General features: G+C 30.8%; 25 protein-coding genes. 13 read left to right on the top strand and 12 right to left on the bottom strand.

Annotated elements, in window-relative coordinates; translation table 11 throughout:
• The 3 genes from N5D90_RS14005 to N5D90_RS13995 all read right to left on the bottom strand — a co-directional run.
• Positions 1–241 (bottom strand): hypothetical protein (locus tag N5D90_RS14005; RefSeq protein ID WP_280062912.1); only part of this gene is annotated, 241 nt, incomplete at its 3' end.
• A gap of 79 nt (positions 242–320) precedes the next feature.
• Positions 321–1,190, bottom strand: coding sequence for a lipoyl synthase (gene lipA, locus N5D90_RS14000; protein WP_280062911.1), 870 nt, complete (start codon positions 1,188–1,190; stop codon positions 321–323).
• 39 nt (positions 1,191–1,229) lie between these two features.
• The gene (locus tag N5D90_RS13995) at positions 1,230–1,736 is read right to left on the bottom strand and encodes a methylated-DNA--[protein]-cysteine S-methyltransferase (RefSeq protein ID WP_280062909.1); all 507 of its coding nucleotides are present in this window, start codon (positions 1,734–1,736) and stop codon (positions 1,230–1,232) included.
• 85 nt (positions 1,737–1,821) lie between these two features.
• Here N5D90_RS13995 and N5D90_RS13990 point away from each other — a divergent pair, with 85 nt between their 5' ends.
• On the top strand, positions 1,822–2,274 hold the full coding sequence (locus N5D90_RS13990; protein WP_280062907.1) for a copper resistance protein NlpE: 453 nt from the start codon (positions 1,822–1,824) through the stop codon (positions 2,272–2,274).
• Between the two features lie 55 nt (positions 2,275–2,329).
• Here N5D90_RS13990 and N5D90_RS13985 read toward each other — a convergent pair whose 3' ends face one another.
• The 3 genes from N5D90_RS13985 to N5D90_RS13975 all read right to left on the bottom strand — a co-directional run bounded on the left by N5D90_RS13985 (position 2,330) and on the right by N5D90_RS13975 (position 4,964).
• A complete protein-coding gene (locus N5D90_RS13985; protein WP_280062905.1) occupies positions 2,330–2,734 on the bottom strand; it encodes an NUDIX domain-containing protein in 405 nt (134 codons plus the stop codon).
• Between the two features lie 3 nt (positions 2,735–2,737).
• Entirely contained in the window at positions 2,738–3,751 is a 1,014-nt protein-coding gene (gene galE / locus N5D90_RS13980) for a UDP-glucose 4-epimerase GalE (RefSeq protein WP_280062903.1), read from the bottom strand.
• Between the two features lie 97 nt (positions 3,752–3,848).
• On the bottom strand, positions 3,849–4,964 hold the full coding sequence (locus N5D90_RS13975; protein WP_280062902.1) for a DegT/DnrJ/EryC1/StrS family aminotransferase: 1,116 nt from the start codon (positions 4,962–4,964) through the stop codon (positions 3,849–3,851).
• 100 nt (positions 4,965–5,064) lie between these two features.
• Here N5D90_RS13975 and N5D90_RS13970 point away from each other — a divergent pair, with 100 nt between their 5' ends.
• The 8 genes from N5D90_RS13970 to N5D90_RS13935 all read left to right on the top strand — a co-directional run bounded on the left by N5D90_RS13970 (position 5,065) and on the right by N5D90_RS13935 (position 15,406).
• Positions 5,065–6,315 carry a 3-deoxy-D-manno-octulosonic acid transferase gene (locus N5D90_RS13970; RefSeq protein ID WP_280062900.1) on the top strand — a complete coding sequence of 417 codons (1,251 nt, stop codon included), beginning with the start codon at positions 5,065–5,067 and terminating at the stop codon, positions 6,313–6,315.
• A gap of 155 nt (positions 6,316–6,470) precedes the next feature.
• Positions 6,471–7,055: a porin family protein gene (locus N5D90_RS13965; protein WP_280062898.1), complete on the top strand. Its 585-nt coding sequence runs from the start codon at positions 6,471–6,473 to the stop codon at positions 7,053–7,055.
• Between the two features lie 134 nt (positions 7,056–7,189).
• Positions 7,190–7,567 carry a BlaI/MecI/CopY family transcriptional regulator gene (locus N5D90_RS13960; RefSeq protein WP_038331851.1) on the top strand — a complete coding sequence of 126 codons (378 nt, stop codon included), beginning with the start codon at positions 7,190–7,192 and terminating at the stop codon, positions 7,565–7,567.
• A gap of 84 nt (positions 7,568–7,651) precedes the next feature.
• Positions 7,652–9,295: a M56 family metallopeptidase gene (locus N5D90_RS13955; RefSeq protein WP_280062896.1), complete on the top strand. Its 1,644-nt coding sequence runs from the start codon at positions 7,652–7,654 to the stop codon at positions 9,293–9,295.
• 181 nt (positions 9,296–9,476) lie between these two features.
• A complete protein-coding gene (locus N5D90_RS13950) occupies positions 9,477–12,587 on the top strand; it encodes an exodeoxyribonuclease V subunit beta (protein WP_280062895.1) in 3,111 nt (1,036 codons plus the stop codon).
• Positions 12,587–14,395, top strand: a complete 1,809-nt coding sequence (gene uvrC, locus N5D90_RS13945; RefSeq protein ID WP_125348623.1) for an excinuclease ABC subunit UvrC — start codon at positions 12,587–12,589, stop codon at positions 14,393–14,395. Before N5D90_RS13950 ends, uvrC begins: the two co-directional genes overlap by 1 nt.
• Complete coding sequence (locus tag N5D90_RS13940) at positions 14,376–14,816, top strand: hypothetical protein (protein WP_236688169.1); 441 nt, start codon at positions 14,376–14,378, stop codon at positions 14,814–14,816. The genes uvrC and N5D90_RS13940 overlap by 20 nt, the downstream gene beginning before the upstream one ends.
• 89 nt (positions 14,817–14,905) lie before the next feature.
• Positions 14,906–15,406 (top strand): DinB family protein, encoded by a 501-nt coding sequence (locus N5D90_RS13935; RefSeq protein WP_280062894.1) that lies wholly within the window; start codon positions 14,906–14,908, stop codon positions 15,404–15,406.
• Positions 15,407–15,690: 284 nt separating this feature from the next.
• Here the strand turns inward: N5D90_RS13935 and gcvT are convergent, their stop codons facing one another.
• Together gcvT and N5D90_RS13925 are read right to left on the bottom strand one after the other, a co-directional pair.
• Positions 15,691–16,767 carry a glycine cleavage system aminomethyltransferase GcvT gene (gcvT, locus tag N5D90_RS13930; protein WP_115001576.1) on the bottom strand — a complete coding sequence of 359 codons (1,077 nt, stop codon included), beginning with the start codon at positions 16,765–16,767 and terminating at the stop codon, positions 15,691–15,693.
• Positions 16,768–16,845: 78 nt separating this feature from the next.
• Entirely contained in the window at positions 16,846–17,208 is a 363-nt protein-coding gene (locus N5D90_RS13925) for a hypothetical protein (RefSeq protein ID WP_115001578.1), read from the bottom strand.
• Between the two features lie 43 nt (positions 17,209–17,251).
• Between N5D90_RS13925 and N5D90_RS13920 the strand changes: the two genes are divergently transcribed.
• The 3 genes from N5D90_RS13920 (at position 17,252) to N5D90_RS13910 (ending at position 18,808) form a co-directional block, all read left to right on the top strand.
• Positions 17,252–17,926 carry a YiiX/YebB-like N1pC/P60 family cysteine hydrolase gene (locus tag N5D90_RS13920; protein WP_181816327.1) on the top strand — a complete coding sequence of 225 codons (675 nt, stop codon included), beginning with the start codon at positions 17,252–17,254 and terminating at the stop codon, positions 17,924–17,926.
• A gap of 362 nt (positions 17,927–18,288) precedes the next feature.
• Positions 18,289–18,609: a hypothetical protein gene (locus N5D90_RS13915; RefSeq protein ID WP_115001582.1), complete on the top strand. Its 321-nt coding sequence runs from the start codon at positions 18,289–18,291 to the stop codon at positions 18,607–18,609.
• A 16-nt stretch (positions 18,610–18,625) separates the two neighbouring features.
• Positions 18,626–18,808: a hypothetical protein gene (locus N5D90_RS13910; protein WP_038331833.1), complete on the top strand. Its 183-nt coding sequence runs from the start codon at positions 18,626–18,628 to the stop codon at positions 18,806–18,808.
• Here the strand turns inward: N5D90_RS13910 and N5D90_RS13905 are convergent.
• From N5D90_RS13905 to N5D90_RS13890, 4 genes are read right to left on the bottom strand one after another with little or no spacing between them, the layout of a single operon-like run.
• Positions 18,805–19,257, bottom strand: coding sequence for a peroxiredoxin (locus N5D90_RS13905; RefSeq protein WP_280062891.1), 453 nt, complete (start codon positions 19,255–19,257; stop codon positions 18,805–18,807). The two genes, N5D90_RS13910 and N5D90_RS13905, sit on opposite strands and share 4 nt — an antisense overlap.
• Entirely contained in the window at positions 19,254–19,664 is a 411-nt protein-coding gene (locus N5D90_RS13900; protein WP_038331829.1) for a 6-carboxytetrahydropterin synthase, read from the bottom strand. The genes N5D90_RS13905 and N5D90_RS13900 overlap by 4 nt, the downstream gene beginning before the upstream one ends.
• Before the next feature lie 12 nt (positions 19,665–19,676).
• Positions 19,677–20,192: an isopentenyl-diphosphate Delta-isomerase gene (gene idi, locus N5D90_RS13895; RefSeq protein WP_115001587.1), complete on the bottom strand. Its 516-nt coding sequence runs from the start codon at positions 20,190–20,192 to the stop codon at positions 19,677–19,679.
• A 27-nt stretch (positions 20,193–20,219) separates the two neighbouring features.
• Positions 20,220–20,933: a biotin--[acetyl-CoA-carboxylase] ligase gene (locus N5D90_RS13890; protein ID WP_115001589.1), complete on the bottom strand. Its 714-nt coding sequence runs from the start codon at positions 20,931–20,933 to the stop codon at positions 20,220–20,222.
• A gap of 93 nt (positions 20,934–21,026) precedes the next feature.
• Between N5D90_RS13890 and rsfS the strand changes: the two genes are divergently transcribed.
• Complete coding sequence (gene rsfS, locus N5D90_RS13885) at positions 21,027–21,395, top strand: ribosome silencing factor (RefSeq protein ID WP_038331822.1); 369 nt, start codon at positions 21,027–21,029, stop codon at positions 21,393–21,395.
• Positions 21,396–21,398 lie beyond the last annotated feature (3 nt).

Raw genomic sequence — 21,398 nt, 5'->3', positions numbered from 1 at the left:
CTTTTGGTAATTCAATTACATTTGCTTCATCATTATTGAAAATAAATTTAAAATCTAAAGCAGGAGGATTTTCATTCTGATCAATATTTTGTTTTCTTACTTCAGGATCAGAAATCTCTTTATAAAAATCTAAACCTTTTTCATTGTATTTTACTTTAATCTGAGTCTCATATTCTACCTCATAAAATTGAGCATTTGTATAGCTTGAAATTAAAATGATTAGTGCGATTAGTTTCTTCATATTTAGTGATTAAGATTTAAATATAACAAAAAAGAGACACAATAACTTGTGTCTCTTTAAAATATGATAATAAATCTATTTATAAAATATGTTTCTCTGCGTGATAAGAAGAACGAACCAAGGGTCCAGATTCTACATGACGGAATCCTAATCCACGTGCGAAATCTTCGTATTTTTTGAATTGTTCTGGCGTGATAAACTCTTTCAAAGGTAAATGCTTTTTCGTTGGCTGTAAATATTGACCAATTGTAATGACATCTACATTTGCATCAGCAACTTCCTGAATTGTTTCGAAAACTTCGTCTTCAAATTCACCCAAACCAAGCATAATTCCTGTCTTTGTACGACGTTGACCTGCTTCTTTTGCATAACGTAAAACTTTTAACGAACGATCATATTTTGCTTGAATACGAACTTCGCGCGTTAAACGACGAACCGTTTCCATATTATGAGAAAGCACTTCTGGAGCAGCTTCTACAATACGATCGATGTGTTTTTCGACTCCTTGAAAATCTGGAATCAATGTTTCCATCGTTGTTCCTGGGCTAATTCTACGAACAGCATGTATTGTTTCTGCCCAAATAATCGATCCCATATCTTTTAAATCATCACGGTCAACAGAAGTTAAAACCGCATGTTTTATTTGCATTAATTTGATAGAACGCGCAACTTTTTCTGGTTCTGCCCAATCCACTTGCTCTGGACGACCAGTTTTTACACCACAAAAACCGCATGAACGCGTACATACATTTCCCAAAATCATAAATGTTGCAGTTCCTTCACCCCAACATTCACCCATATTAGGACAGCTTCCACTTTGGCAAATGGTGTTCAATTTATATTTATCTACTAAACCCCTTAATTCGCGATGTTTTTTCCCCGTAGGCAATTTTACACGTAACCATTCAGGTTTTTTTACTCTTCCATCTGGTAATAGCTCAACACTCATACATTACTTTTCTGATTGGCTAATTTACAATTATTTTTTCTAAAACAGATTCAATTGTTTCGATTCTAATTCCAACAAAAATTGTTTGCGTTTCTTTCCGCCTGCATATCCAGTTAACGAACCATCTGAGCCAATTACGCGATGACAAGGCACCACAATTGCAATTTTGTTTTTCCCATTCGCATTTGCAACTGCTCGTATCGCTAATAAATCTCCAACAGCTATCGATTGTTCTTTGTATGATCTTGTTTCTCCAAATGGAATTTTAATTAATTCGTTCCAAACTTTTTTCTGGAAATCTGTTCCAATCAAATCAAGTGGAATGCTAAATTCTTTTAAATTTCCCTTAAAATAATCGTTCAATTCATTTTCTAAACGATTCAAAACTTCATCATCTTTTTCCAAAATTTCACCCAAGTTTTCTATTTCTTTGAGTTGTTTTTCAGTCGATTTTCCATCAAAAAACTCTAACATACAAAGTCCTTTTTCCGACTTTATTGCAAGCATTTCTCCAAGAGGTGTTTGTATTTTTTTTGAGTGAAACATTTTATAAAATTTTAGTTGAAAGTTAGAAAAATATAGTCGTAATTTGGTATCAAATTTGTTGTTAAAAATATCATAAAATTAATTTATGAAAAAATCTATTTTCGCGAGTATTATCGCATCTTTCATTATATTCTCTTGCCAATCAAAAGGTGTTCAACAAGAACAAAAAAATACAGATTCTTCTAAAGAAATTACAGACGCTGTAAAAAAAGAACACAATTCTATGAATTCGTTGGATTGGGCTGGAAAATATGAAGGAACTTTACCTTGCGCCGATTGTGAGGGAATAAAATATATTGTTGAATTGAAAAAAGATGGAAACTTTTTTATTGAGCAAGAATATTTAGGAAAAGAAACAGTTTATCAAGACGAAGGATTTTATAAATGGGATGCTTCTGGAAATGTATTACATTTAAATTCGAATGTAAGTCCGTTAGTGTTGAAAGTTGAAGAAAATAGATTGAAAGTTTTGGATCAACAAGGAAAAGAGATCACAGGAAATTTAAAAGATAAATACATCTTGAAAAAAACTAAATAATAAAAAATAAAAGGCAATCTCGATTACGGATTGCCTTTTATTTTTGAAATTATTTTTAGTTCAATAAATGATCTTTTGTCAATTTTTCAAAAACTTTGATCACACCAATTACTTGAATTTCCTCTTGTAAATATTCTTCAAAAGAAAAATAGTTGTAAGCTTCAATTTCGTTTGTTGGTTTTATTTCTTCGTTCAAATCGTACAAAAAACAATCTTGTTCCATCAAAAGGTTTTGCTCTCCATACGCTTCGGCCGTAATATGACAATAAAAATTGAGTTCTTCTTTTACCAAATCCAAACTCAATTCTTCTTTTATTTCTCTTACCAAAGCTGTTTCAGAATTTTCACCTTTATCAATTTTTCCACCTGGTAAATACCACGCTTTTTTATTTTTGCTAAATGTCAAAAGCAGTTTATTATTTTTAATAACTAATAAACCCGCTGTTGGTAAATCAATCATCTTTTATTTTTCTAAACTTTTTTGCCATTCCCAAGCTGTACGCATACTTTCTGACAATTTTGTTTCAGGTTTCCAAACCAATTCTTTTTCTGCTAAAGAGTTATTTGCATAAGCTTCGATAATATCACCTGCACGACGCTCTTTGATTTCGTATTTCAATTTCAAATCATTCGCATCTTCAAATGCGTGAACAACTTCTAAAACCGTAGATCCTGTTCCCGTTCCAAGATTAAAGAATTCTAGCTTTGCTTTATTCTTATTTTCGATCAAACGAGTTACGGCTTTTACGTGTGCATCAGCCAAATCATTTACATCAATATAGTCACGAATTGCCGTTCCATCACGCGTAGGATAATCATCTCCCCAAACCGATAATGCTTCTCTTATTCCAGCCGCCGTTTGTGTAACATAAGGAATTAGATTGTTTGGAATACCTTTTGGTAATTCTCCAATTTTAGCTGTTGGATGCGCACCTACGGGATTGAAATAACGTAAACAAATCACATTTTTATCAAATGCTGCTGAGAAATCTTCTAAAATTTCTTCTCCCATTTGTTTCGTTTTTCCATAAGGAGATTCAGGTTTTTTCAGCGGAGTTTGCTCATCAATAGGCATTTTATCCGCTTGTCCGTAAACTGTACAAGACGAGCTGAAAATAATATTATCAGCATCAAAATCTTTCATTGCATCCAAAAGATTAATCAAACCTAAAAGATTATTACGGTAATACATCAACGGTTTTTCTACAGATTCTCCAACTGCTTTATGCGCTGCGAAGTTGATAATTCCGTCTATTTTATTTGTTTTGAAAAATTCGTTTACTTTTTCTTGATTTTTTAAATCAATCTCAAAATAAGTTGGTTTTGTTCCAATAATAGAAGTAATTTTATCTAATACACCAATTTCTGTGTTCGATAAATCGTCTATAATCACAACTTCATAACCCGCATTTTGTAAAGCTACAACTGTGTGCGAGCCAATATAACCCAAACCTCCAGTTACTAATATTTTACTCATTTTTAATATTTAGTTTTTACAGTGAAATCAAATTTAGGAAAATAAAAAAAGCTTCTGAAACTAATCAGAAGCTTTTTCGTATTATTTTTAGGATAAATTATTTTCCAAAAAATTCGCGAACAGCAGAAGTGATATAAGCTAATTGCTCTTCATCCAACTCTGTGTGCATTGGTAAAGACATTACTTCTTCTACCAATTTGTTCGTATTTGGGAAATCTACATCATTATAATGTCCGTTATCGTATGCTTTTTGTTTGCGTAATGGAACAGGATAATAAATCATCGCAGGAATTTCTTTTTCAGTCAAGAAAGCTTGTAATTCATTACGTTTACCATTTGTTACACGTAACGTATATTGATGGAATACGTGAGTTGTATCTGCTCCTTTTACTGGCGTTAATAATGCATCAATATCTTTAAAAGCTTCTGTATAATAAGCCGCAGCTTTGTTACGAGCAGCGTTATAATCATTTAAGAAAGGTAATTTACGACGTAAAACTGCTGCTTGAACAGAATCTAAACGAGAGTTAACACCAACTTCATCGTGGTAGTAACGTTTGTACATTCCGTGATTTACAATTCCACGTAAACGATGCGCAATATCATCATCATTTGTAAAAATTGCTCCACCATCACCATAACAACCTAAGTTTTTTGAAGGGAAGAAAGATGTACAACCAATATGACCAATTGTTCCAGCTTTTCGACCTTTGTAATCCGCTCCAATAGCTTGCGCAGTATCTTCTACAACATATAAATTATGTTCTTTTGCAATTGCCATAATCTCGTCCATATTCGCACATTGACCAAATAAATGAACTGGAATAATTGCTTTAGTTTTTGGCGTAATTGCCGCTTTCAATTTTTCTGTATCAATTGTAAAAGTATCATAATCAACGTCAACTAAAATTGAATTTAATTTCAATAAATCAACAACTTCTACTGTTGCAGCAAATGTAAAATCTGCCGTAATCACCTCGTCACCTGGCTCTAAACCTAGCGCCATCAAAGCAATTTGCAACGCATCAGTTCCGTTTCCACAAGGAATTACGTGTTTTACATTTAAGTAATCTTGCAATTCAGTTTCGAATTGTTTTACTTCTGGTCCATTAATAAAAGCAGCCGAATCCAAAACATTCAAAATTGCTGCATCAACGTCTCCTTTTATTTTTTGATATTGACTTTGTAAGTCAACCATTTGTATTTTTTTCATAACTTAATGAATCTTTCAAAATCTACAACTTTAAAAAGTCGTTATTATTACAACAAATGTACAAAAAAAGCTCATTCTAAATTTTTAACTTTGCAACATTGTGCAAGGATTTTATAACACATCAATTAAGGCGTACGGAATGGCGCTAAAATTGGCTTCGAATTTTAACGAAAAAGCAAAACTTTGGGTAGATGGAAGAAAAAATTGGGAAGAAAAAATAGCTTCTAAAATTTCTGAAACCGATAAAGCTTTGTGGGTACATTGTTCATCTTTAGGCGAGTTTGAGCAAGGTCGACCTGTTGTTGAAGCGTTAAAAGAAAAATATCCGACACATAAAATTGCTGTTTCGTTTTTCTCGCCTTCTGGTTATGAAATTAGAAAGAATTATCAAGGCGCAGACGTTATTTTTTATTTGCCTTTGGATACAAAATCGAATGTAGAAAAGCTGATAAAAGTGCTTCATCCAGAGATTTTGATTTTGGTGAAATACGAATATTGGTTCAATTTGATTACCGAATTACATCAGCAAAACATTCCGACAATTGTGGTTTCATCTATTTTTAGAGAAAGTCAAAACTTTTTCAAGAAAGATGGAAAAAATTGGTTTGCGAAAAAATTAAGTTTGATAAATCATTTCTTTGTTCAAAATCAAAAGTCAAAAGATTTATTAGATTCAATCAATATCACACAAAATACAATTGCGGGCGATACGCGATTTGATCGTGTCAAACAGATCATTCATCAAGATAATCAATTGGATTTTATGAATGATTTTAAACAAAATTCGAAATTAATTGTGGTTGGAAGTTCTTGGCCAAAAGACGAAGAATTATTTATGAATTTAATCAATCAAAGGTTAACAAATGATTGGAAAATTGTTTTTGCACCACATAATTTGAATGATGGTGAAATCAATTCTTTTCTAAGTAAAATCAATCAAAAAGCAGTTAAATTTTCAGATTTAGAAAAATTATCACAACAAGATTTAATCGATTCTAAAATATTTATTCTCAACACAATTGGTATTTTATCAAAAGTCTATTCTTATGCAGATATTACCTATATTGGCGGAGGTTTTGGTGCAGGAATTCATAATACATTAGAGGCGGTGACATTTGGAACCCCTGTAGTTTTTGGCCCTAAATACAAGAAATTTCAGGAAGCTGTGGATTTAATAGAAGTTGGCGGAGGATTTTCTATTGCTAATCAAACTGAATTTGATACAATTATGAATCGTTTGATGAATGATGAAAATTTCCGAAAAGAAAGTGGAAAAAAAGCTGGAGATTTTGTTCAAAATTCACCAAATGCGACTAAAATTATTTTAGAATATTTAAATGATATTTTGTAAATCTTAAAATTTTATCAATTTTTAACAAAAAAGGCACAGAAATTGTGAGTCAAAAAAGCATTATTGATTTTTAAAGATTTAAATCAATCTTTTGTATGGATAAAACTTTACTTTTGAATTAAATATTATAACTCAGACTTAAGTAATAAAAAAAAATGAAAAAACTAATCTTAGGAATAGCACTTTTTGGTGGATTAAGTGCAGCAAACGCGCAAATTGATTTAGGAGTAAAAGGAGGTCTTAACTTCCCAACTTTATCTGGAACCGAAAGTTCTAAATTCAGAACTGATTTTTATGTTGGTGGTTATGCAAACTACAAAGTAACAGATCAATTCAGTTTTCAACCAGAGGTTTTATACTCTAAACAAGGAGCAGGAATCAAAACTCACGACGGAAGCGATAACAAAATTGTAACACATAATATTAATATTCCTTTAATGGGACGTTACGAAATTATGGAAGGTTTAAATGTTGAGTTTGGTCCTCAATTAGGTTTCTTGGTTTCTGCAAAAGAAAAAACAGAATTCAATAATATCAAAACTAAAGAACCAATTACTGATAATTTCAAAACATTTGATTTTGGATTAAATTTAGGTGCTGGATATAAAGTAACTGACGAGTTAGAAATTAATGCTCGTATCACAAAAGGATTAACAGATATCAATCATAATCCTTCTGCAAAAAGTACAACAAACACATATTTTAGTATAGGTGTAGCGTACAAATTGGCAGAAATGTAATTCATTTCAAATCAAAAATATAGAAAGGAGCTTTTGCTCCTTTTTTTTGTGCTTTATCGTTAAATAATTCTAAAAAAACTTTGTCATGTTAAATTAAATTCTATATTTGTAGTAATAAAAATACAATTGTAGATATGAAAGTTAAATTATCAAGAAGAGAAGAGGAAGTGATGGAAGTTATTTGGAGCGGAAAACAAGTTTTTGCAAAAGATATTATCGATTCTTACGACGATCCAAAACCAGCGAATACTACAATTTCTACCTTATTAAAAAGGATGCATGACAAAGGTTATATTGATTACGAGCAAATGGGAAACTCGCGTCGATACTATGCTTTGGTAAAAAAAGATGATTATTTTTCGAAAGAAGTAAAAGGAATGATTTCGAACTTCTTTAATAATTCGGCAACGCAATTTGCTTCATTTTTTGCAAAATCAAACAATATGTCAGTCGAAGAATTAGAAAAATTACGTGACATAATTGACAATGAAATAGACCGTAAAAAGAAATAGCCTATGGTTGCGTTTTTTATAAAATTTATTCTTTGTTCCGGATTTTTATATTCTTTTTATAAACTTTTTTTGGAACGTGAAAGCATGTATAAAATCAATCGATTTTATCTGTTGTTTTCGTTGATATTTTCGTTAATCGCGCCTTTGTACAAAATTGATTTGCCTATAACAGCGACGGAAACGAATATTTCGCCCGAATTATTGGCTTTTTTGATGCAAAATCCTGAATTGTTGCAACAAGAAAAAGGAATCAATTTTGGTGATATTTTGAATGTTATTTACATTTTGATTGGTCTAATATTTCTTGTAAGATTTATCTACAATTTGTACGAATTGATGTTCAAAATTAAAACTGAAGAAAAAATCAAAGATCAAGAAATTACATATATTCTCGATTTAGATTCGAATCAACCATATAGTTTTTGGAAATATATTTTTATTCCGAAAAAGCAACTGAAAAGTTTGCATCAAAACTTAATTGATCACGAAAAAGCGCATTGTATTCAGAAACATAGTTTGGACATTTTGTTGATAGAGATTTTTCAAATTCTTTTTTGGTTCAATCCGTTTATTTATTTCTATAAAAAATCAATCAAACTAAATCATGAGTTTTTGGCAGATGAATATGTTTTGCAAAGAAACTCAGATTTGAAAACTTACCAACATCAAATTTTGGATTGTATTGCAACGCAAAATCCATCTATGATGGCAAGTAATTTCAATTTTATTCTAACTAAAAAACGCCTACTTATGATGACAAAAAATACATCAAAACGAAAAGTAAAAATTCTGTCTTTTGCTTCGTTGCCTTTTATATTGAGTGCTTTTGTACTTTTTAGCCAAAAATCGTTCGCGCAAGAAGTTGAGAAAAAAGCTCAAAAAGTGGAACAAGCGTTGGAAAAACCTGTTCAATCGCAAGCCGAAATTCTACTTGATCAAGCAACTACTTTAAGAGATTCGCTTCTCAAAACAGATCAAGCTAAAACAACAACTCCAATAGAAAAAGTGATTACGAAAGATGAGTTAAAAACGATTTTGAAAAGTAATGCGCAAAACAAAATTATCTTGAATGATGCTGGAGATATTATTCTGAATGATTCTATCAAAATAAAAGATATTGTCTTGAAAAAAGAGTTGTCTCCAACGATTTTATATGGAACTGACGGAAAAATTTTGCAAAAAATTGATCCAAAAGATATAGACAAGGTTTTTGTAAGAAGTAATGAAGGTTTGATAGAAATTATCAAAAAAGATTCAAGTATCATCAAAATTTTTAATTCTGAAAAAGACATTCCGAATATCAATAAAAAAGTAAAAACAGCTAAAATGCCAACAGTAAAAAATAATATTAAGTTGAAAAACGGTTATTCAATTTACACGGACAAAAATGGCGTTGAGCACAAAATTATTAGTTCTGAAATTGATAGAGTTTATTTAGAGAATCAATTAAAATCAAAAGAAATTGATAATGGTTATAGTCTAAGTTTTTCAAAAAATAAAGGAGTTGATAAAGCGGAAATAGAAAAACAATTAAAAGAAGCACAAGCAAGAGGTTATGATATTACAGCTATAAAAACTGATACTAAAAATCCCGAAATACAAAAATTAGGTTCATTTACTGTAAAAACATTCTATTCTGAAGATCCTAAAGAAATGAGTAAACATCTTGAAGAAAAAAAGAAAGAACTTGAATTACAAGAAAAAAACACTAAGAAAATGCTAAAATAGATTGAGAAAAGGCAAAAACAGCTAAAAAAAGAAATTAAGAAATAATCAAAATTTCATAGTATATATAACATATTCAAAAAAAAGGAAACTCGTTCGGGTTTCCTTTTTTAGTACGTCATGTTTTGGCATTCTGATTTCTTATTTTTGAGAAGATTGTTTAACTTTCCTAAAAATTCAGAATTTGTTACAAGCAGGCGATTTCAAAATTTACAATGCATCCGCTGGTGCAGGTAAAACTTATACGTTGGTGAAAGAATTTCTTTCGTTGTTATTAACCAATGAAAGCGATTATCATTTCGAACATATTTTAGCCATCACATTTACCAATAAAGCTGCTGGTGAAATGAAAGAACGTATCATCGAAACGTTAGAAGAAATCGCCAAAAATCCTAATCCAAAAGAAAATCAATATATTCTGGAATTAGCTTCGGAATTGAATTTGAAGCCTGAGATCATCAAGACAAAAGCATACAATATTCTGATTGCGATTCTTCATAATTATTCCAAATTTTCGATTTCCACAATTGATAAATTTAATCTTCGATTGATGAAATCTTTTGCGCAAGATTTAGGTTTATCAATGAATTTTGATGTCGAAATGAATACAAATGAAATCATTAATGAATCGGTTGATTTGTTGTATTCAAAAATTGGAGAAGACGAAAAACTAACGCAAACAATGATCAAAATTGCGTTGGATAATATGGACGAAAATAAATCGTGGGATATTCGAAAAACACTTTCTTCAGACACTTCGGACATTTCTAATGATCGTCATTTGCAAGATTTAGAAAAATTAAAAAACATTTCGTTAGACGAATTTATTCGTTATCGAAATGTTATTTTTGATGATATAAAAACTTTGAAAGATGGTTTGATTACAATTGGAAATGAGTTTTTCGAATTGCTTGCAAACAATGGAATTTCGGTAAATGAATTACCAGGAAAAAGTCGAGGAATTGCTGCTTTTTTCCAGAAATTAAAAAACTTTGATGGTTTTGGTTTAATTTTACCAACCGATGCGAATACAAAAGATATTTTGGAAGACGGTTACCTTTCGAAAGTGAAAGAGGCAATAGCAGAATCTATTTTTCCTCAAGTGAAAGATTTGTTCGAAAAAGCTGCGAACATCAATGATCACTTACTTTTGTTAACCTCCATTCAGAAAAATATATCCTCAATTTCGTTGATTAATGAAGTTGAAAAATCATTGGATTCGATCAAAAAAGATTCAAATGTTTTGTTGATTAACGAATTCAATACTATCATCAGTAAAAATCTGCAACAACAACCTGCCAATTTTATTTATGAGCGAATTGGTTCGCGTTACAATCATTATTTTATTGATGAATTTCAGGATACATCGACGTTACAATGGAATAATCTGAATCCGTTGGTCGAAAATGCACGCGCGCAATCTGATACGATTATGTTGGTTGGTGATGCAAAACAGTCCATTTATCGTTGGCGAGGTGGAAATCCTGCACAAATGATTGATTTAATTGATCGAAAAGAGGAAGAAAATATTAAAGTTGAAGAATTAGAAAAAAACTGGCGAAGTCACGAAAATATTATTCAATTTAACAATGAATTGTATTCGTTTATCGCGCCACAACTCAATTTGCCGAGTTTTCAATATTTGTACGAAATCGGAAATAAACAATTAACTAATCATCAAAAAGATGGTTTTGTCAAAATAAATTTCATTGAGCAAGAAGGTCGTTCGAAAGATTTATTTAAAGAACAAAATTTAGAATTGGTTCTTAAAACAATTGAAGATTGTCGAGCAAATGGTTTCTCATTAAATGATATTGCGATTTTGGTTCGTAGTAATGCGCAAGGGATTTTGTTAGCGAAATATTTGACCGAAAATAATTTGGTTGTGATTTCTAATGAAGCTTTGTTGTTAAAAAATTCATTCGAAATTCAATTGATTGAATATTTGTTCAAAATCACCTCAAATCCTCAAGACGAGCAATCAAAAATTCGTTTTTTGATGGTGGCTTATGAATTAGAATTATTCAAAACGGATGATTTAACAATCACAGTTGAAAAAGCTTTAAAAGGAGATTTGCCAAAGTTTTTAAAATTAACCAAATCAGTTGGGATAGATTTAGATTTTATTCAAGATCAAAACCTTTCGTTGTATGATTTTACAGAAAAAGCGATTCGAACTTTACATTTACAAGAGCGTTCGCCCGCTTATATTTTAAGTTTTTTGGATGTTATTTTAGAGTATTCATCGAAAAATGAATCAGATCTGAATTCATTTCTTGAGTTTTGGTCAACAATCAAAGATAAAGCGAGTATCAAAACGCCAAAAGGTGTTGATGCGATTCAGATTATGACGATTCACAAATCAAAAGGCTTGGAATTTCCAGTTGTAATTTTGCCGTTTTTAGATTGGCAAAGTAAGAATTCTAAAATTTGGATTCCATTACAAAAAGATGAAGAAAATCCGTTCGAAACATTTTATGTTGGAATTAATAATGAATTAAAATCAATCAAAAACGAAGCGATAAAATCGAAGATTGACGAAGAAGAAAATTTGGTTCAATTGGATGAAATTAATACGCTTTATGTTGCAACAACGCGTGCAAAAGAGCAATTGTATATGATTGCGCTAAAACCGAAAGAATCTTCGAAATCAAAAAATATTGCAAATTATTTACACGAGTTTGTTTCGTATAAAGGTTTTTCTGAGGATGAAATTATTTTGAAAGGTTCTCCTGAACGAATTTCAACTCCAAAAATCATAGAAAATTCTTCGGCTGAATTAAAAATTTATTCTTCGGATTGGAATACGCGTTTAGTAATTAATACCAATTCGGAAAAAGCGCAAGAAAAGTTGAAATTCACCGAATTTGGAAATACAGTTCATAACATTTTATCGCAAATTGTTACACAAAATGATTTGCCAAAAATCATTGAAAGTGAAAAACAACGTGGTACAATTTCAGCCGAAAATGTAGAACATCTGCAAAAAACCTTGCAAAATTTATTACAAGATGCTAAATTAGTTCCATATTTTGCTGAAGGTTTAACGGTTTTGAATGAGCGCGATTTTATTGATGAAAATGGACAAATTTTCAGAGCCGATCGTGTGGTAATTGATGCAGAAAATAATTGTTCGATTATCGATTATAAAACTGGTCAACCCGATTTAGATCATCATTTTCAAGTAAATAGATATGCCAATTTTTTTAGAAATTTAGGTTATAATATTCAGACCAAAATCTTGATTTATATTGATGATGAACAGCAAAAAATAAATGTTGTAGAGGTATTTTGATGAATGAAAATGTAAAATTAAAATTAGCGAGTTTACCCGAAACGCCCGGTGTTTATCAATATTATAACAAAAAAGGAGATTTGTTATACATTGGTAAAGCGAAAAACTTGAAGCGTCGCGTGAATTCGTATTTCAATAAACAACACGATTCGAAACGTTTGCGTGTTTTGGTGAGCAATATCGATAACATCGAAACGATAAACGTTAATTCTGAATATGATGCTTTGTTGTTGGAAAATAATTTGATTAAAGAGCATCAACCACGATACAATATCCTGTTAAGAGATGACAAAACCTATCCTTGGATTTGCATCAAAAATGAACGATTTCCTCGTATTTTTTCGACTCGAAATGTTATCAAAGATGGTTCGGAATACTTTGGACCATATTCTAACGGAAAAGCGATGAAAGTTTTGTTAGGTTTGATAAAAGAATTGTATCAACTAAGAACGTGTTCGTATGATTTGAGTGAAAAAAATATCGAAAATCATAAATTCAAAGTTTGCTTGGAATACCATATTGGCAATTGTCTTGGACCTTGTGAAGCTTATCAAACAGAAGAAGAATACAACGAGCAAATTTCGGCAATTCGTAATATTATCAAAGGAGAATTTAACGAAGCAAAGCAATATTTGATTAACCAAATGACAAAATATGCATTGGATTTGAAGTTTGAAAAAGCGCAAATGATTAAAGAAAAAATCGAAGTGTTACAGAATTATCAATCTCGATCTACAATTGTTTCGCCTACGATTACCAATGTTGATGTTTTTTCGATTACGTCGGACGAAGAATATGCCTATGTCAATTTTATGAAAATTTATCATGGCGCAATTATACAGTCCCATACAGAGGAATGGAAAAAGAAATTGGATGAAACGGACGAAGATTTATTGGAACGCGCAATTATTGATTTTTCGGATCGATTTAATTTAACTTCGAAAGAAATTTATGTTCCGTTCGAATTGAGTTTAGAAATTCCGTTCAGAAAAATTACCGTTCCGAAAATTGGCGATAAAAAACATATTGTCGATTTATCGTTAAAAAATACACGAATTTATCGTTTAGAACAGCTCAAACAAACCAAAATCGTCGATCCTGATCGTCATACAAATCGTATCATGAATCAGATGAAAGTTGATTTGCGTTTACCTGCAGAACCTCGACATATTGAAGGTTTTGATAACTCTAACATTCAAGGAACGAATCCTGTTTCGGCTTGTGTGGTGTTCAAAAATGGAAAACCAAGTAAGAAAGATTATCGCATTTTCAATGTTAAAACCGTAGAAGGACCGAACGATTTTGCGACGATGGAAGAAGTGATTGAAAGACGATATTCGAGAGTTTTGGCTGAAGGAGAATCTTTGCCTCAATTAATTTTGATTGATGGTGGAAAAGGGCAATTAAGTTCGGCTCTAAAATCTATTGATCGTTTAGGATTGCGCGGAAAAGTTTCGGTGATTGGAATTGCGAAGCGTTTAGAAGAAATTTATTATCCAGATGATCCTTATCCGTTATATTTAGACAAAAATTCTGAAACCTTGAAAGTGCTTCAACATGTGCGAGATGAATCGCATCGATTTGGAATTACACGTCACCGAAATCGACGAAGTAAAAATGCTTATAATTCGGTTTTGGAAGAAATAGAAGGTATCGGTCCGCAAACAATTAAAGAATTATTAACAAAATTTAAATCGGTCGAACGAATAAAAAATGCATCTTTGTTAGAATTAACCGATTGTATAGGAAAATCTAAAGCAAAAAAAATAAAAGATTATTTTTCGAATGATGAAAAATCTACTAATTGACAGAGATTTAACGTCTCTTTTGAACAATCCAAAGCTACAAGCCACTTTGGCAATTGTTCCTATCACTTTATTTGTACTTGGCTTGTTAAGTTATTTTGGAATTTTTTATTCGATGTTTAGTACGCTCGATGTGCAGCTAGGACATTCAGGAAGTTCTAAATCGCTATTGAGTGCGTTATTAGGAAATCTTATCATTTTTATCTTCTTGGTATTGATGAGTTTTTTCACTGGCGTGATTTCTTTTGTATACTTTATTGTGCATGCTTTAAAGAATCCAAATTTGATAAAAAGTGATGATCGCTTGGTCTGGATTACGATTATTATTTTTGGAAATGGAATAGGAATTTTTGTCTATTGGCTGACTCAAATCAAGCGAAAAAAACCTCGTCCAATTATTGATTTATACACAGACGATATCTAAAAATATAAACTGCTTTACAATTTAGTAAAGCAGTTTTTTTTATGAATTATTTCAAAAATTTGTACCTTTTAACTACAAATCAAAACAACATGAAAATAGTAGAATTATTAGCAAAAGAATTGCAAAACGAGTATCAAATTACCAAAGAATTTATTGCAAGATTCCCTGAGGATAAAACGACATACAAACCTCATGAAAAAAGTATGGACATTACAATGTTGACGAATCATATTGTCGAAATATTTGCTTGGCCAGCTTTGATTTTAACAACTGATAAATTAGATTTTGCTACAGGAGATTACAAACCGACAAGTTTTACTTCTGTGCAAGATTTACAAAAGAAATTAGACGAAGATTACGAAGCGGGTGAAAATTCCTTGAAAAACGCAACGGATGAAGAATTGAATAATAATTGGAAAATTGTTGCTGGTGATACAGTCTTCGCAGATTTTACAAAATATGAAGCAATTCGTCATGCACTAAATCAAATCACACATCATCGCGCTCAATTAGGGGTATTTTATCGTTTATTGGGAATAGATTTACCTTCTAGTTATGGACCAAGTTCTGATTCTCAAAAGTTTCAATAAAAAAAGACCTCTTAAATAAGAGGTCTTAAAATCATAATTAGTGTTAATTGTATTACTGATTAGTAATATTGTTATCTCAAAAATATAACATATATCATATTTAAACAAATCTAAGTTGTGTTTTTTTTAAGAAATATTAACAATTTTATAATATTCGTAGTTAATAATCTATTTTATTGATTTTATCTAAAAAAGACATCTATAAAAGTATCAATTAATATGAATTCATAAAAAAAGCTTTCGAAATTCTCGAAAGCTTTTTTATATTTTGACTTTATATTGTTTTAAACAAAAGGAGTTTTTACAACTTCTGCTAATACATTTTTATCACGAATCTGAATTCTGATTGTTGTTCCAACTTTAGCAAAATCTGTGTGAACATATGCTAAACCAATTCCTTGTTTCAACATTGGAGATTGCGTTCCAGAAGTTACAATACCGATTGTATTCTCATTGTCATCTACAACTTTATAATCGTGGCGAGGAATTCCTCTTTCAATCATTTTGAAACCAACTAATTTTTTCTCAACTCCAGCCTCTTTTTGAGCTTTCAAAATATCAGAAGAAATAAAATTTGTATCCAATTTTGTTACCCAAGCAAGACCAGCTTCTAATGGAGTTGTGTCATCGTTGATATCATTTCCGTATAAACAGTAACCTTTCTCTAAACGCAATGTATCACGAGAAGCCAAACCACAAGGCTCGATATCGAAAGATTTTCCAGCTTCCATCACCTTATCCCACATTTCGTTTGCTTGTTCATTCGCGAAATAAATCTCGAAACCTCCAGAACCAGTGTAACCTGTTGCAGAAATAATCACATTTTCCATACCTGCAAATGTACCAATTGCGAAATGATAGAACGGAATTTCAGCTAAATTAACATCTGTCAACGATTGCATTGCTTCAATTGCTTTTGGACCTTGGATTGCTAACAAAGACATCTCATCAGATTTGTTTGTTAACTCTGCACCAAACGTATTGTGTTTGTTCATCCATTCCCAATCTTTATCGATGTTAGATGCATTTACAACTGCCATCCACTCATCATCAGAGATTTTATAAATAATTAAATCATCTACAATTCCTCCTTTTTCGTTTGGCATTGCATTATATTGAGCTTGACCAATTGCAACTTTCGTTACATCATTAGTCAATAAGTGTTGTAATAAGTCTGTTGCTTTTTCTCCTTTTACAAAAAATTGTCCCATGTGAGAAACGTCAAAAACACCAACTTTTTCGCGAACAGCAAAGTGTTCTTGGTTAACACCTGCGTATTGCACTGGCATTTCATATCCAGCAAAAGGAACCATTTTCGCACCTAAATCTTTGTGCTTTTGGTTTAATGCAGTTACTTTCATTGTTTGTTTGCTTTGATAAGTTTATAATTCTCCCAAAAATAAGGAATTAATTGTTAGGAAAATTTCTTAAATAGAAGATTATCTAATTTTGTGAATAATTTTTAAATTCCCTTCCGTCGCTTTATACGGCTCGAAACGCATAACCGATTTTCCTTTACCAAATTTGTTCATAAACTTTTCGTTTATTTTTCCTGATAATTTCAATGGTTGACAACCTTCGCAAGGAATAATCAAAATGGTATCGTTTGTTTTACCTTTTACTTTTACAATTTCGTACGAATAATCTGTATCCAAACGAGAATTAATAACATTTTCAATTGGTTTATCGAAGCTCTCAATAAAGAAAACACGTCGATCTTTGTTGCTTCCAATAATAATTGCAGCACCAACTAAAATCAATAAAACGACAATTGATATGGTTAAAATTTTTTTAAAATCCATCTTTTTGGTTAATTCGTGGATTAAAAGTAATAATTCATTCCGAATGAAAAAAATATTCGTTTTATTTCCTATCTTTTTACTCCTATTTACATTGACAATGAATAGTTGTACAAAATCAAAAATATTAAAAGAAAAACATTCAATTTCATTACAAAATATTCAAAATGGAGATTTGATTTTTGTTGGTGCGCAAACCGAAGAACTTTCGGGTGCGATAAATAGAGTGACAAAAATAAATAATGAAACCAATTTTGATCATGTTGGATTGATCGAAAAAACGGCTGATTCTATTTTTGTTCTACATGCTGCTCCAATGGGCGGATCGCAACGAGAAGAAATACATCATTTTTATACTTCTCAAACCGAAAAAAATAATAAAATTGTCATTTATCGTCTCAAAAATGAATATCAATCTACGATTCCTCATGCAATTGAAAAAGCTAAAACAATGCTCGGAAAGCCTTATAATTGGTTATATATTCTGAATGATGACGAATTATATTGTTCCGATTTTATAGAAAGAGCTTTTCGTGATGATAACGTTTTTGAACTAATTCCTATGAATTTTAAAAACAAAGGAACCGGAATTATTGATGATTTTTGGATAGATTTTTATCGTAAAAAAGGAAAAGATGTTCCACAAAATGAACCAGGAACAAATCCAAATCAATTAGCAACTTCTGAGAAATTAGTTAGGATTGGAGAAATAACTTTATGAAAAAGAAAAAAATAATAGAAATTGTATTTCTAATAATATGCTGCACATTTCTCTATTTTAATTCTAACTATTATATAAATAATCAGAATTGGAAATATAGAAATGGATATCATATTGGAGATATCTTGGAAAAATCTAAAGGAGTTTCTAACAATGAAACTCAGTATTGTTTTGGATATATTTTAATTATAAAAAATAATCAAACCAATGAAAAAGGATATTATATTAGAAAATAATATGAAGCAATAACAAATATCTAGTTTCTAACCTTTACTTTTCATTAACCGCAAAAGAAACAAGTTTCGAAGTTCGAATTAGAGAGTTGAAGTTTTAAGACAACCCTAAACATTATAAATTAATAAATGAGAAATCGTAAAAAACTACTAGACAAATCTATCTGCCTAATCCTAGAAAATTCAAATAAAGAAGATGACATAAAAGTATATTATGGCAAAGTTTTAAAAGATAAAACTGGATCATATTATTTTACTGATAATTCATCAACAATACATTTAACTTTAGATGAAGAAGATTTAGACAATGCGAAAGTAATAACCCAAGAAAAACAGAAAGAAAATGAAATATTTAGAAACTGTGATTATTCTATTTGGATAACAGTAAATATTATTGAAATTGATGAACCAACAGATGACATGAAAAAAACTAATATGAAATGGGATTAATCCCTACTTTTACCACATGAAACAAAATATCATTTATAGTATCATTTTCTTTTTCGTGTTGTTTGGACTAAAATATCTGTTTGATAAAAGCGATGTACAAACAATGTTGGTTTATTCGGCAATTGGAACGGTTATCTTTTTTATTTATCGCGTTGTTGTAAGAAAAATGTTATACAAACAAAAAGACCAAGAAAACTAATTTTCTTGGTCTTTTTTTATTGCTTGCATCGCTTCCTCGATGTGCGTTTCGGCAACATTTGAAACAATGTGTTTGATTAATTTTCCTTGTTTATTGAATACAAAAGTTTCTCGTGGTGTGATTAAGCCAAATTTCTTTTTAATTCCTAACAATTTCGACAACTTTGCGCCTTTATCAGAAAGTAACGGAAAGTTGAGTTGATGTTTTGTATAAAACTTTTCGTGAGAAGATGTTGATTGTCCATTTATTCCAACAATCACAGCATCCAAAGCATTAAATTCTGCATTTACATCACGAAATTGACAGACTTCTTTTGTACACATTGGCGTAAAATTCATTGGATAAAAGAATAAAACAAAATATTTTTTGTACAAAAACTCGTCCGAATTAAACCAATTTCCTTTATTATCCTCCAACGAAAAAGTTGGAATGTGATCACCTAATTTCATTCGCCTGCGTATTCTACGAAATTACGTGGAGTTTCGTATAAGGTTACTTTCAATTCTAAATCAGTCGCTAATTTTGCTCTAATTTTATTCCAAATCAAAATCACAATATTTTCGGCAGTTGGATTGATAGTTTTAAATTCTTCAATATCAACATTCAGATTTTTATGATCCAAATAATCTTCAACTTCAACCGCGATAATTTTTCGTAATTCGTCCAAATTCATCACAAAACCTGTTTCTGGATCAACTTCACCTTTCACCGCCACAATAATTTCATAATTGTGTCCGTGATAATTTGGGTAAGAACATTTTCCGAAAACTTCAAAATTCTGTTCATCGCTCCAATTCTTGTTAAACAATCGGTGCGCAGCGTTAAAATGTGCTTTTCTGTTGACAGTAACTTTCATCTGTATAAATTTTTATTCTTCGATATACGAAACGTAATGTTCAAAAATTATTTTGAACCAAGCTGTATAATTCTGAGGATTTTTTTCCATATCTTTTTTCAAATCATCCAATTCTACCCAACGATAAGCCATCACTTCATCAGGATTTAGCTTTGGTTCGTCATCAAATGTTCCGATAAAAACATGGTCTAATTCATGCTCAATCAAATCATTTTCTAAATGTGCTTTGTAAATGAAATTAAATTTATATTCTAATTCGCAATCAAATCCCATTTCTTCTTCCAAACGTCTGTGCGCCGCTTGTTCGTATGTTTCGTTATCGCGCGGATGACTACAACATGTATTCGTCCACAACGTTGGCGAATGGTATTTGCTCGCAGCTCGTTGCTGAATCATCAATTCTCCTTTGGAATTGAATACAAAAACAGAAAATGCACGATGCAACAAACCAGCTACATGAGCCTGTTGCTTCTCCATCAATCCTAATTTTTGATCGTCCTGATCAACTAAAACTACAAATTCTTCCATAAAACAAAAATAACCATTTATGTAGGATTAAAAAAGAAGTTCGATTTCTTTGTGCTTAAATTCTCGCAATGCTTGATTGATTTCGATCAGTAAATTTCCCGCTTCATTTACATCTCTAATAATTCCGTCCACTTCTACTCCATCCAATCTAAAATGCGAGATTTCATCTTTTCTAAAAAGATTATCTAAATATGTTTGATGAATTTGTTCGAAATTTTTCTGTTCTAAAATTGGATATTCATTTTCGAAATGATGCATTAAATCTGCCAAAATTTCCTCGATGTCATATTCTTTGTCAGTTACTTTTCGAATAGATGTTGCTTTTGGTAAGTGATTAAAATCAGCTTGATTGACATTAATTCCTATTCCAATTACAGAATTCATTATTCCATTGGAACGATGATTTTCGATTAAAATTCCGCAAACCTTTTTATCATTTAAAATGATATCATTTGGCCATTTTACGTTAGATTTTGGATGAAATTGTTTTAAAAATAGACAAATAACATTTGAAATCCATTCATTAAAATAAATTAATTCTTGAAAACTATAATCCGTTTTCAGCAAAAAACTAAAGGTTAAATTTTCTCCTGCGACAACTTTCCACTCATTTCCTGCGTAACCTTTTCCTTTTGTTTGATTTTTAGCATGTATGACAGTCCAACTATTGGCATCTTTTTTGGACAAATCCACCAAGAACTCATTCGTATTAGGCAAAGAATCAAAACTAATTAAATACATTTTTTTTACTATTTTTATAGAGTGGTTAAAGTTATTTTAAAAAGTTTAAACTTTAATAAGGATTCACTAAATTTGCGAATTACAAAATAAAAGATGATAGATACTCAATATACAAAAGACTTGCTAGATAGCATTGTTGACGGAATTACAAATGTTAAAGGAGAAGAAATTACAATTCTAGATTTACGCGAAATTGAAAATGCATTTTGTCAATACTTCGTTATTTGTACCGGAAACTCGAATACACAAGTTAGTGCTTTAGCTGGTTCGATTGAAAGAACTGTAAAAACAGAAATGTCAGAAAGACCTTTTCATGTAGAAGGAACGCAAAATAATCAATGGGTTTTGTTGGACTACACTAATGTTATTGTCCATATTTTCCAAAAAGAATACAGAGAATATTACGATATCGAAAGTCTTTGGGGTGATGCTGTAGAGACGCGTATCGAAATGGAATATTAATCA

Origin of the sequence: Empedobacter sp. GD03797 (genome assembly GCF_029842105.1) — a bacterium.
GTDB classification, from domain to species: domain Bacteria; phylum Bacteroidota; class Bacteroidia; order Flavobacteriales; family Weeksellaceae; genus Empedobacter; species Empedobacter falsenii_C.
This window is presented reverse-complemented; position numbering and strand designations above follow the sequence as displayed.